We start from the raw sequence: 11,788 nt of genomic DNA on the forward strand, positions 1-11,788 counted from the left end.
TGTCCGCATCCGTTTCTACGCTCGGCCCATGGCACACGAAAACATCATCCAGAGCGAAGGCCTGACGAAGGTCTTCACCGTCAAGAAGGCGAAGGTCGCCGCGGTCAGCGACCTCACCTTCACCGCCCGTCGGGGCGAACTCGTCGCGTTCCTGGGACCGAACGGCGCCGGAAAATCCACCAGCCTCCGCATGCTGACGACCCTCATTCCACCCACCTCCGGCACCGCCCGGGTTGTGGATCACGACATCCGATCGGATGCGGCCGGCGTGCGGGCGCGGATCGGTTACGTCGGCCAGCTCACCAGCGGCAGCTTCTCTCAGCGCGTCCGCGACGAGCTGTTGAGCCAGGGTGCCTTCTACGGGATGACGCGGCGCGACAGCGTCCGCCGAGCCGACGAACTGATCGAGTCACTCGATCTCGGCGGTTTCGCGAACCGCTCAGTGCAACAGCTCAGTGGAGGGCAGAAGCGCCGACTCGACATCGCGCTCGGCCTGATGCACGCACCGTCCCTGCTCTTCCTCGACGAGCCGTCCACGGGCCTCGACCCGCAGAGCCGGGCGAACCTCTGGGATCACATCCTCCAGCTGCGCGCCCAGCACGGCACCACGGTGTTCCTCACCACGCACTACCTCGAGGAGGCCGACCGATACGCCGAGCGCGTCATGGTGATGGACCGCGGACGAATCATCGCCGACGACGGCGCCGACGCGCTCAAGGCGACCCTGGCGGGAGACCTGCTGACCTTCGGCTTCGCGAATGCTGCGGAGACGCACGCCGCGCAACGCGAGATCGCGCGCCTCACCCCGGCTGAGATCACGCAGGACGGCACGACCCTCTCGTTCTCCGTGCCGGACGGCGACCGTCTTCTCCCGCTCGTCGTGCGCGAACTTGATGCCGCCGGACTCACCGTCCGCAGCGCCATCGGCGTTCCCCCCACCCTGGACGACGTCTTCCTCAGCCTCACCGGCCGCACGCTGCGCGAAGCCGGTGAAGGAGACGACAAGGATCCGGCGACCTCGACACCAGAGATGGCACCCGCAACGACAGGAGCATCCTCATGACCACCGCTGACACGCTCGTCCGCGCGAACCTCGCCCGCGACGTCTGGAACGTGCTGACCCGAGAGCTGAAGCCGGTCCTGCGAGACCCCTTCACGCTGATCTTCAGCCTGCTTCAGCCGCTGGTCTTCCTCGGGCTGTTCGCACCGTTACTGATCAGCGGATCGAACGCACCCGCCGGCGAGACGCTGCAGTGGTTCGTCCCTGGGGTCCTCGTGATGATCGTGCTGTTCGGCACCGGCGCCACCGGATCGAACCTGCAGTACGAGATGATGACCGGTTCGCACGAGCGCACCCTCGTGGCGCCCCTCGCCCGCTCATCGCTGCTTATCGGCCGCGCGCTGAAGGAGGTCGCGCCGATCGTCATCCAGTCAGTGATCATCGTGGTGATCGCATGGCCGTTCGGATTCTCCGTCAATCCGCTCGGCCTGCTCGCCGGCTTGGGGCTGCTCGCGGTGTTCGGCGTCGGGCTCGGCTCCCTGTCGTACACGCTGGCGCTCGGGACCAAGGACCGCGAGTGGCTCTTCTGGGGCGTGCAGCAGTCGCTGATCTTCCCGCTGCTGATCCTCTCGGGCATGCTGCTCCCTCTGGATGACGGTCCGGCGTGGATGCGGGTCGTGGCATCCGTGAATCCGGTGAACTGGGTCGTCCAGGCGGAGCGTGCACTGCTCGCCGGCGACTTCGGTGCGATGACTGTCGCGTGGGGCTGGGTGTCTGCGCTCGCGGTGTGCGTCGTCGGTCTGCTCGTCGGCGTGCGAGCGATCAGACGGAGCAGCTGATCCCTCACTGGTGCGGTGCCCCGTCCACGACGGAGTGCCGCACCAGGACGCCGATTACACTGGAAGGGTGAAGATCCCGCCCATTGTCACCTATACCGTGCTGCGCCTGCTGGCGTTCCTCGTGCCTCTGGCGATCATGTGGTTCTTCTTCCCGATCATGCGCGAGCTCTGGTGGCTGACGGCGATCTTCGCCGCGCTCATCGGCATGAGCCTGTCGATCCTGTTCCTGCGCAAGCCGCTGTCAGGCGCATCCGCCGGGATCCACGAGCGTCGCGAGGCGCGCGGAGTCGGCCGGCAGAACGTGGCGGCGCAGGATGCCGACGCCGAGGACGCAGTGCTCGATTCGACGAACGACGAGACTGCCGCTCCCCGCGAGAGCTGATCCTCAGCCGACGAACGCCCAGTACAGCGCACCTGCGTATGCGAGCGCCGTGAGCGACGTGAGCCCCAGCGCGACCACGAGTTCGCGCGACCGGCGGTACGACCACACGATGATGATCGCGGGGATGCCGGCGAGCAGCGCCATCAGCGCGAGCCACGCGATCGGGTAGAGCAGCGCGATGAGCGCTGCGATCAGGAACGGCACGATGATGAACGCGGTGTACAGCGCCTGAGTGGCACGACGCCCGATCATCACGGTGAGCGTGCGCTTGCCGACCTCGCGGTCCTGATCGATGTCGCGCAGGTTGTTGGCGAGCAGCACCGCGCAACCGAAAAGGCCCGCGGCGATCGCGCCGAGCCACGCCTCCTGCGGCAGCTGGAACGCCTGGACCCAGGTGGTGCCGAGCACCGGGATGAGCCCGAAGAAGACGAAGACGAAGACCTCGCCGAGGCCGAAGTAGCCGTAGGGGCGCTTGCCGCCGGTGTAGAACCAGGCCGCGACGATGCAAGCGGCGCCGACCGCCAGCATCCACCACTGCCCGGTGCGGATCACGATCACGAGCCCGGCGAGCGCGGCGAGCGCGAAGAAGGCGAGCCCGATCATCAGCACAGTCTTGGGCTTCACGCGCCCCGAGGCCGTCAGGCGGGCGGGCCCGACCCGGTGGGCATCGGTGCCGCGGATGCCGTCGCTGTAATCGTTCGTGAAGTTCACGCCGATCTGCAGCAGAACCGCGACGGCGAGGCAGGCAAGGGCGATCACCCAGTGCAGCTCAGGATCGACCAACTGCGCGGCGCCCGTGCCGATGACCACGGGGGCCACTGCCAGCGGCAGCGTGCGCAGGCGCGCGGCGCCGATCCAGTCGCGGGCGGTGATCGGTGGCGCCTCGACGATCGGTCGCTTTGCGGGGTTGCCACTGGTGCGGACCGGCTTGCGCTTGGCCGGCGTCGTCTTGCGCTTCGAGGATGCTGCCACGGAGGGCAATCCTAGCGGCGGGGACTATGCGCCGTTCGGATTCGAATCCTTGCCTTCGAGCCACAGGGTGTCGCCGGCATCGGCGTGCGAACCACCGGAATCGACGTGCTTGGCGTCGATCTTCGCCCCCTTGGTGATCACATGCACCATGGCCATTCCGTGACCACGGCCGAGGTCGTAGTCGGACTTCAGCCATTCGAGGATGGGCGTCGCCTTGGTGGTCTCGTCGAAGCCCTTCTCGCGAGCGAGTTCGACGAGCTGGCGCGGGGTGAGTCCGGTCTTGGTCTCGACGGCGTCGAGGTAGGCCTGAAAGGACATGATTCTCCTGGTTTCGGTCAGTCGATGAAGGTCTGGATGATCTCGGCGGATGCGTGGATGCAGAGGATGCGCAGCGTGCCCTCGCCGATGTTGGTGAAGCCGTGCACGACGCGCGGCGGCACGGTCACGGTGTCTCCCGCTTCGGCGATCAGGATGTCGTCGCCGCGGCGGATCCGCACGGTCCCCTCGAGCACCACCCACGTCTCCGAGTAGGGATGCCAGTGCAGACCGGGGCCCTCGCCCGGCTGATTCTCGACGAAGAAGTACGAGACGTCCGCGCCGTGCTCGGCGCCGACGAACCGGCGTGTGCGACCGGTGCCGATGCGGGTCTGCGCAGCGGTGACGATTCCGTCTGGCAGGGATGCGGTGTTCATGCGTCCAGTCTCGACAGCGACACGGCCGCCCCCTAGAGTTTCGATGTGACTCGAAACATGACGGGAGTGGGCCCCGTCGAGGGCGTAGTGCACCCGGACCATCGCGTCGAGTTCGTGCTCAGCCGCGGCGACATCCAGGCCGTGCGCTTCGGCATCTCTCCCGGGCACGAACTGGCGCACGCCGTACGGGTGCTGTTGCGCCCTCAGCAGCATCCGCTGCAATGGGGCTGGCTGCGCGCCGTGCGCGACCGGCTCCCGCGCGAGGGCTTCCGCCTGCTCGCCGCCGTGATCGGCGACGACGGGTACCTGCCCGACTTCCTCACCGCGGCGCCGAGCTGGGACATGACACCGGCCGCCGAGCTCGAGGCGCTGCGCTCGACGCCGCTGGACCCGATGCGCGTGGACTTCGCGAAGATGGTGCTCCGCTCCAGCGGCTCTCGCCAGAGCGCCCTGCGGGAGATGCAGGATCAGCCCGCACGCGCGAGGGCGATGATCGCGGATGCCTGGCAGGAAGTGTGGGATGCCGCGCTGGCGCCGGTGTGGCCGCAGCTCGAGCGCCTGCTGCGGGCCGACATCGCGGTGCGCTCGCGCACGATCGCGACCTCGGGGATCAGCGGCATGGCCAACGGACTGCACCAGAACGTCAGCTGGGGCGCCGGCGCCGTGCGCGTGCGGCTACGCAGGCACAGCGAACAGGTGGACTGCCGCGGCAGCGGCCTCGTCCTCGTGCCGTCGGTGATGTCGTCGTGGGGATGCATGGTGCTGACCGAGCCGCCGGCGCAGCCGACGCTGTTCTATCCGGCGCGCGGGGTCACGGCGGGGTGGGCGCGGGATGCCGCCGACGTCGCCGGCGCGCTGAGCGCGCTGCTCGGCTCAGCGCGCGCTGAGATCCTGCTCGGCGCCGGCGCCGCGCGCACCACATCTCAGGTCGCTGCGGATACCGGGATCGCCGTGTCGACGGCATCCCACCACCTCACCGTGCTGCGCGACGCCGGGCTCATCGCCAGCGAACGCGACGGCGCACGGATGCTGCACCTGCGCACGCCGCTCGGCGAGGCGATGGTCGGAGCGGTGCTCTAGTCCTCGACCGCGATCGGCCTGTTCTCGTAGTACGTCTGCAGAACGACGGTGGTGCGAGTGCTGACGTTCGCGATGCCGCGGATGTCGCCGACGAGCTGCTCCAGGGCGCGCGGCGAGGCGACTCTGACGAACAGCATGTAGCTCGCGTCGCCCGCGATCGAGTGGCACGCCTCGATCTCGACGAGGTGTTCGAGCAGCTCGGGGGCGTTGTCGGGCTGCCCCGGATCGAGTGGGGTGATCTCGATGAACGCCGACAGCGGCTTGCCCAGCGCCTCGGCGTCGAGCATCGGACGGTAGCCAATGATCACCCCGCGCGATTCCAGCCTGCGCAGCCGCGACTGCACGGCCGACGTGGACAGCCCGACGGCGTCCGACAGCTGCGCCAGCGTCGCCCGGGCGTCGCGGGAGATCTCGGCGATGATCCGGCGGTCGACAGTATCCTCCATAGGTGGAAGAATATCGGCATACACACTGTTTCGCCGGATATTTTCCGCTGAGTCCACGATCGGAGGTCCCGATGTCCACTCCCCTTCAGAACACTGCCATCATCGGCGAGCCCGAGGTCGTCGAAGACGCCGCCACCGCCGAGAGCAGTGCCGCGTGGCGGATGCTGAAGGATGCCGCGATCGCGCTCCGCGAGCTGCAGATCAAGGACGGGTCGATCCCGTCCGCGGAGGACCACTCCGAAGCTCGCACGCACGTCGCCGCGATCACGGCCGGCATCCGTGCGCTCGCCCCCGCCTTTCCGCACGACGCCGAGTATCTCGCCGCGTCGGTCGCGGACTTCGAGCGCTGGGCGTCCGGCGGTTTCGAGGCGCCGGACTTCCTCGATTCCCTGATGGCGTTCCAGCCTCAGCAGCACCGGATCGACGGCATCCGTCACCTCGTCGTCTTCCCGATGTACACCCAGAACGGTTCGTCGGATCGGCTGGTCGAGGCGCTCATCGTCCAGGCGATCTGGCCCGAGTTCGTCGCGGAGCTGGAAGCCGGCGACTACGGCAACAAGCTGTTCGTCTCGCTTCGCCTGATCGATTTCACGCCCGGCTACGACACGAACTCGGCAGTGCTGTTCCCCGAGACCGTCGCGATGCGCGAGATCCCGCCGTTCACCTGGGGCGCGATCTTCCAGGACCGCGAGGCCGCCCGCTATCGGCGAGTGGTGCGTGCGGCATCCGAGATCACGAAACTCGAGCTGCCCGAGGAGGCGGCGCGGATGCTGGACGACCAGGATCTCGCCGAGAAGACGTTCGTGATGTGGGACATCATCCACGACCGCACGCACATGCGCGGCGACCTGCCGTTCGACCCGTTCATGATCAAGCAGCGGATGCCGTACTTCCTGTATTCGCTCGAGGAGCTGCGGTGCGATCTGACCGCGTTCCGCGAGTCGGTGGCCATCCAGAAGCGGCTCTCCGCCCGGGCGGTCGCTGAGCCCGCCGAAGCGCTGTCGGATGCCGAGCAGGAGATGCTCGAGCACGCCGGACTCGTCCAGTACGCGGTGATCTTCGACCGGATCTTCCGGTTCGCGATCACCGGCTCCCGGGTGCGCAACTACGACGGACTCGGCGGACAGCTGCTGTTCGCCTGGCTGCACCAGCGCGGCGTGCTGCACTGGACCGATACGCAGCTCACGTTCGACTGGGACGGTGTTCCGGATGCCGTGATCGCCCTCGGCGAGGCCATCGACGAGCTGTACTGGCGGTCGATCGACCGCCCGAAGACGGCGCACTGGCTGGCGGCGTACGAGCTCGTGAGCTCGGTGCTGACCCCGAACCCGGCATCCGTATGGGCACGAGGCCTGACGGACGAGGTGCTCGCGGGCGCTCCCAAGGGGTACACCGACGCGGTGCTGGACGACGAGTTCCCGCTGTCGATGTTCTTCGAGGCGCTGGAGAAGAAGATGCGCCCGGTGATCGCGTCGACCGCGGGAATCCGCGGCACCGACGACTGATCCGATGGGGACGCCGTGACTGTTGCGGGACGCACAATCGTGCTCGGTGGGGCAACGAGCGCGGCGGGGAGAGCGGTCACGCGGGCACTGGCGGATGCCGGAGCCCGCGTGATCGCAACCGGGAGGTCGGAGTCACGGCTGGGCGCATTGCGGGATGCCGGTGCGGAGGTCGTCGTCGCCGATGCGACCTCGCTCTCCGACATGCAGAGGTTCGCGGGGACGCTCGGGGCCGTCGACGCGGTGATACCGCTGGTCGGCGGATGGCGGGGAGGCGGCGGGCTCGCCGGGCAGTCCGATGAGGATCTCGCCGCCCTCCTGCCGGCGCTCGAGGCCGTGCGGGCGACTTCGCGCGCCTTCGACGCGCTGCTGCAGGCATCAGATGCCGGGCGCTTCGCGATCGTGTCATCCACCGCGGTCGCCCGCCCTCTCGCCGGCGGAGCGAACTACGCGGCGGTGAAGGCCGCGAGCGAGGCGTGGGCACGGGCGGTTGCGCACGGGTTCGCGAAGAGCGCTCGGGATGCCGGTGCGCCGCTGCGCGCGGCATCCATCGTGTTCCGGGCGAAGGCGCTGGAACCGGAGGCGCTCGCTGCGGCTGTCGTGGGGCTGTGGGATGCCGACGCCGCCGAGCTCAACGATCGCGTGATCGACCTCGGCTGAGGTGATCAGGCTTCGACTCGCCTTCGGCTCACTCACCCCGTTTCGTCTTCGGAGCGTTCGGCTCCTCCGCTCAACGAACGGCGAAAGAAGCGTTCGGCTCCTCCGCTCAACGACCCGCGAAAGACGCTCCCGCGGGTCGTTGAGCGAGCGAAGCGAGACGAAACGGGGTGAGCGAGCGCAGCGGGTCGAAGCCGACGTCAGGCGTGCGGGCCCGTCAGCCCGGGAGGCTGCCCCGGCACGGGCGGCGGCGCATCGACAGACTCGTTCGGCACCGCCGCATCCGGGATCTGCTGCTCCGGCGCCTGCTCGTAGAGCAGCGTCAGCTTCCGGTACGAGCGCGTGAAGAACGCGAGACCCGCCACGACGACCATGATGAGCCCGGCGAACAGGCACACCAGCGCGATGCCTCGGGCATCCCCCTCGCCCAGCAACCAGCCCCACTGCCGCTGACCCGCCGAGCTGCCCATGTACGGGATGATGATGAACTCCGCTATCGGCGCGATGAGGAACGCCGTGATCGGAGCAGCGCTCGCCTCCAGAGCCGCCGCCGTGCCGAACACGCGGCCCTGCCGCTGGAAAGGGACGACCTTCTGGATCACCGTCTGCTCTGCAGCCTCGATGGGCGGCACGAGCATCATGTACAGCCACATGCCGATCACGTACAGCGGCCACCACTCGCGCAGCATGAAGATCGAGCCGAGCAGACCCATGGCGATCACGACGAGCAGCATGGTCCGCACCGGCCGCTTGCCGAGCCCGAACTTCGCCACCAGTGCGCCGCCGATGAGGAACCCAGTCGACGCGAACGCGAGGGCGATGCCCCACAGTTGCGCGTTGAAGAGCGTCAGCCCATACGGATCCATCAGCGCCATGTAGACGCCGCCGATGAGGTTGTTGAATGTCGAGAAGATGATGAGCGCGAACAGCCCCGGAGCCAGACGGATCGCCTGCACGCTGCCGCGGAAGTCGAGCGCACCGGAAGAATCCGGATCGGGTACCGGCTCGGCCTCCGGGATCCGGATGAACAGCAGATGCACGAAGCTCACGCCCATGAAGACGATCGCGATGACCAGCGTCCACCCCATGCCGAGGAATCCGATCGACAGCCCCGAGAACACGCTCGTCACGAGGAAAGCGATGCCCTGCACCGTGCCGACCAGGCCGTTGGCGTTGGCCCGTTTCTCCTCCCCGATGAGCAGGGTCACCGTGGTCGAGAGCGCGATGTTGCGCAGCTGCTCGATTACACCGCCGAACAGGATGATCGCGGCGAACAGCCAGAACCAGGGCGCCCCGAGGTCCAGCAGCTGATCCTCGGTGAAGAAGAGGTAGAGCACGCCGGCGATGCCGAACGCCACGGCCGACACGATGCTCGACAGGACCATGACCGCGTGCTTGCGGTGCCGGTCGACGACCGTGCCGAACACCATCGCGAAGAGCGCGACGAAGAGCATGTACGCGCCGCCGATGATGCCCGTCGCGAGCACGGACTGCGTCTGGATGTACACCCAGAACGTCAGGGCGAACCAGAGGAAGCTCGTCGTCACGTTGGCGATGAGCGTGTTGATCAGGACGCCGATGAAGGCCCTTTGCGCTGCGGTGCGCTGCATGAGAAAAGAGTAGGCGTCACCGCCGACATCCGACATAGGCTGTTTCAGTGAGCACTCTGCATGACCCCGCGATCCGGGGATTCGCGTCGGATAACTACTCCGGCATCCACCCCGAAGTTCTCGCGGCCATCGCCGCCGCCAACGACGGCCACCAGATCGCCTACGGCGAAGACCACTACACCGAGCGCCTGCAGGAGGTCTTCCGCGGGCACTTCGGCGACGGCATCCAGGCCTTTCCCGTCTTCAATGGCACCGGCGCGAACGTCGTCGGTCTGCAGTCGATGCTCCCCCGCTGGGGCGCGGTGATCACGGCATCCACTGCGCACATCAACGTCGACGAGGGCGGTGCGCCGGAACGCATGGGCGGCATGAAACTGCTCACCGTCCCGACCGAGAACGGCAAGCTCACCCCCGAGCTCGTCGACCACGAGGCCTGGGGCTGGGGCGACGAGCACCGCGCGCAGCCGCTGGTGGTCTCGATCACCCAGTCCACCGAGCTCGGCACGCTCTACACCGCCGACGAGATCCGCGCACTCGCCGACCACGCGCACGACCACGGCATGCGTCTGCACATGGACGGCTCGCGCATCGCGAACGCCGCGGCGGCCCTCGACGTACCCGTGCGCGCCTTCACCCGCGACGCCGGCGTCGACGTGCTCAGCTTCGGCGGAACGAAGAACGGCGCCATGCTCGGCGAGGCGATCGTGGTGCTGAACGACGAGGCATCCGACGGCCTGATCTACAGCCGCAAGTACTCCATGCAGCTGGCGTCCAAGATGCGCTTCGTCTCGGCGCAGCTCATCGCTCTGCTCGAGGGCGACCTGTGGCTGCGCAACGCCCGCCACTCGAACGCCATGGCCGCGCGGCTTCGCAGCGGCATCGAGAACGGCCTCGCCGACGGGTCGATCCGCGGGGTCGGGTTCAGCCAGCCGACCCAGGTGAACGGCGTCTTCGCGACGCTCCCCGAGGGAGTCGCCGACCAGCTGCGCGAGGCGTTCCGTTTCTACGACTGGGATGCCGCACGCCGCGAAGTCCGCTGGATGTGCAGCTTCGACACCCAGGAGCAGGACGTCGACGCGTTCATCGCCGAGCTCAGTCGACTGACCACCGCCTGATTCATTCACTGGAATACAAATAAGATTCGCTTGTTGCATTGAGTACAGGCCCGACGAACGCCGGGTCGATCCCACAAGGAAAGAGGAGATCATGACTCGTTTCGATGGACGTGTCGCCCTGGTCACGGGCGGCGCAAGCGGAATCGGCAAGGCGACGGCTCGTCGCATCGCGTCCGAGGGCGGAACGGTCGTGATCGCAGACGTGCAGGACGACCTCGGCGCGCAGGTCGTCGCCGAGATCGAGAAGGACGGCGGCAAGGCGCTGTTCATCCACCTCGACGTCACCAGCGAAGACGGCTGGAACGACGCGGTCGCGAAGACCATCGAGACTTACGGCGGGCTGAACATCCTGATCAACAACGCCGGCATCGGCGACAACGAACCAATCGAGGTCACCTCGCTCGGAACCTGGGACAAGGTCGTCGCCGTGACGCAGACCAGCGTCTTCCTCGGCATGAAGGCCGCCGCCGAGGCCCTCAAGAAGAGCGGCAACGGCTCGGTCGTGAACACCAGCTCGATGTACGGCATCGTCGGCTCGGGCGTGAGCCCCGCCTACCACGCGGCCAAGGGCGCTGTGCGACTGCTCACCAAGACGACCGCTCTCGGCTGGGCCAAGGAGGGCGTGCGCGTGAACTCCGTGCACCCCGGCTTCATCGACACCCCGATCCTCGGCGAGACCGACCGCGACATGCTGATCGCCGGCACCCCGATGGGCCGCCTCGGCCGCCCTGAGGAGATCGCCGCTCTGATCACCTTCGTGGCGAGCGACGACGCCAGTTTCGCCACGGGCGCGGAGTTCGTCGCAGACGGCGGCGTTACCGCCGGCTGAGATTCCGCACTGAAGGATGCGGCGGGCCCTCCGGGGCTCGCCGCTTCTGCGTCAGCGGATCAGCGCAGCAGGCCGAGGCTCGCGAGCGCGTTGCGAATCAGCGTGCCGCGGCCGCCCTCCATCTCGGCGGCGACGGCATCGGAGGCCGCCTCCTCGGGGGAGAACCAGGTCACCTCGAGGGCGTCCTGACGCGGCTCGCACGTGCCCGTCACCGGCACGACGAACGCCAGCGACACGGCATGCTGCCGATCGTCGTGGTAGGCGCTGACCCCGGGGAGCGGGAAGTATTCGGCGACCGTGAACGGCAGCGGCTGCGGCGGCAGCAGCGGGAACGCCATCGGACCCAGGTCGTTCTCGATGTGCCGGAACAGCGCGTCGCGGACGGTCTCGCCGAACCGTACCCGACCGGACACGATCGTGCGGGTCATCTCGCCCAGCGGCGTCGAGCGGAGCAGGATGCCGAGCTCGGTGACCTGACCGGTCCCGTCCGTGCGCACGGGGATGGCCTCGACGTACAGCATCGGCAGCCGGCGCCGCGCCTCGGCGAGCTCGAACTCACTGAGCCAGGCAGGGTTGCTCGCGTCGGCGGGCAGCTCACTGAACTGCGAGAGGTCGTCGTCCTCGCCGTCGGGCTCTGGATCTGGTGTGCGCACCGCCATGCTCC

At 68.0% G+C, this 11,788-nt stretch carries 14 protein-coding genes; 8 read left to right on the forward strand and 6 right to left on the reverse strand.

What is annotated here, in order from left to right:
• Positions 1-28 precede the first annotated feature (28 nt).
• From MAE01_RS02585 to MAE01_RS02595, 3 genes are all read left to right on the forward strand, one after another.
• Positions 29-1,063 carry an ATP-binding cassette domain-containing protein gene (locus MAE01_RS02585; RefSeq protein WP_147037994.1) on the forward strand — a complete coding sequence of 345 codons (1,035 nt, stop codon included), beginning with the start codon at positions 29-31 and terminating at the stop codon, positions 1,061-1,063.
• Entirely contained in the window at positions 1,060-1,839 is a 780-nt protein-coding gene (locus tag MAE01_RS02590) for an ABC transporter permease (RefSeq protein ID WP_147037995.1), read from the forward strand. Before MAE01_RS02585 ends, MAE01_RS02590 begins: the two co-directional genes overlap by 4 nt.
• Before the next feature lie 67 nt (positions 1,840-1,906).
• Entirely contained in the window at positions 1,907-2,221 is a 315-nt protein-coding gene (locus MAE01_RS02595) for a DUF4229 domain-containing protein (RefSeq protein WP_147037996.1), read from the forward strand.
• 3 nt (positions 2,222-2,224) lie between these two features.
• Here the strand turns inward: MAE01_RS02595 and MAE01_RS02600 are convergent, their stop codons facing one another.
• From MAE01_RS02600 to MAE01_RS02610, 3 genes are read right to left on the reverse strand one after another with little or no spacing between them, the layout of a single operon-like run.
• A complete protein-coding gene (locus MAE01_RS02600) occupies positions 2,225-3,193 on the reverse strand; it encodes a 1,4-dihydroxy-2-naphthoate polyprenyltransferase (protein WP_147037997.1) in 969 nt (322 codons plus the stop codon).
• Positions 3,194-3,217: 24 nt separating this feature from the next.
• The gene (locus MAE01_RS02605) at positions 3,218-3,511 is read right to left on the reverse strand and encodes a DUF4287 domain-containing protein (protein WP_147037998.1); all 294 of its coding nucleotides are present in this window, start codon (positions 3,509-3,511) and stop codon (positions 3,218-3,220) included.
• Between the two features lie 17 nt (positions 3,512-3,528).
• Positions 3,529-3,885 (reverse strand): cupin domain-containing protein, encoded by a 357-nt coding sequence (locus MAE01_RS02610; RefSeq protein WP_147037999.1) that lies wholly within the window; start codon positions 3,883-3,885, stop codon positions 3,529-3,531.
• Positions 3,886-3,930: 45 nt separating this feature from the next.
• Here MAE01_RS02610 and MAE01_RS02615 point away from each other — a divergent pair, with 45 nt between their 5' ends.
• On the forward strand, positions 3,931-4,965 hold the full coding sequence (locus MAE01_RS02615; RefSeq protein WP_229718225.1) for an ArsR/SmtB family transcription factor: 1,035 nt from the start codon (positions 3,931-3,933) through the stop codon (positions 4,963-4,965).
• Here MAE01_RS02615 and MAE01_RS02620 read toward each other — a convergent pair.
• A complete protein-coding gene (locus MAE01_RS02620) occupies positions 4,962-5,411 on the reverse strand; it encodes an Lrp/AsnC family transcriptional regulator (protein ID WP_147038000.1) in 450 nt (149 codons plus the stop codon). The genes MAE01_RS02615 and MAE01_RS02620 overlap by 4 nt on opposite strands.
• Before the next feature lie 71 nt (positions 5,412-5,482).
• Between MAE01_RS02620 and MAE01_RS02625 the strand changes: the two genes are divergently transcribed.
• Positions 5,483-6,916 carry a DUF6421 family protein gene (locus MAE01_RS02625; protein ID WP_147038001.1) on the forward strand — a complete coding sequence of 478 codons (1,434 nt, stop codon included), beginning with the start codon at positions 5,483-5,485 and terminating at the stop codon, positions 6,914-6,916.
• Between the two features lie 15 nt (positions 6,917-6,931).
• On the forward strand, positions 6,932-7,573 hold the full coding sequence (locus MAE01_RS02630; protein ID WP_229718226.1) for an SDR family NAD(P)-dependent oxidoreductase: 642 nt from the start codon (positions 6,932-6,934) through the stop codon (positions 7,571-7,573).
• A gap of 197 nt (positions 7,574-7,770) precedes the next feature.
• Here MAE01_RS02630 and MAE01_RS02635 read toward each other — a convergent pair whose 3' ends face one another.
• Complete coding sequence (locus MAE01_RS02635; RefSeq protein WP_147038002.1) at positions 7,771-9,180, reverse strand: MFS transporter; 1,410 nt, start codon at positions 9,178-9,180, stop codon at positions 7,771-7,773.
• A gap of 47 nt (positions 9,181-9,227) precedes the next feature.
• Here MAE01_RS02635 and MAE01_RS02640 point away from each other — a divergent pair, with 47 nt between their 5' ends.
• Together MAE01_RS02640 and MAE01_RS02645 are read left to right on the forward strand one after the other, a co-directional pair.
• On the forward strand, positions 9,228-10,295 hold the full coding sequence (locus MAE01_RS02640; RefSeq protein ID WP_147038003.1) for a threonine aldolase family protein: 1,068 nt from the start codon (positions 9,228-9,230) through the stop codon (positions 10,293-10,295).
• 91 nt (positions 10,296-10,386) lie between these two features.
• Entirely contained in the window at positions 10,387-11,124 is a 738-nt protein-coding gene (locus MAE01_RS02645; RefSeq protein WP_147038004.1) for an SDR family NAD(P)-dependent oxidoreductase, read from the forward strand.
• 59 nt (positions 11,125-11,183) lie between these two features.
• Here MAE01_RS02645 and MAE01_RS02650 read toward each other — a convergent pair whose 3' ends face one another.
• Positions 11,184-11,783 (reverse strand): NUDIX hydrolase family protein, encoded by a 600-nt coding sequence (locus tag MAE01_RS02650; protein ID WP_147038005.1) that lies wholly within the window; start codon positions 11,781-11,783, stop codon positions 11,184-11,186.
• Between the last annotated feature and the right edge of the window lie 5 nt (positions 11,784-11,788).

The sequence above is a fragment of the Microbacterium aerolatum genome, from assembly GCF_007988825.1.
Lineage (GTDB): Bacteria > Actinomycetota > Actinomycetes > Actinomycetales > Microbacteriaceae > Microbacterium > Microbacterium aerolatum.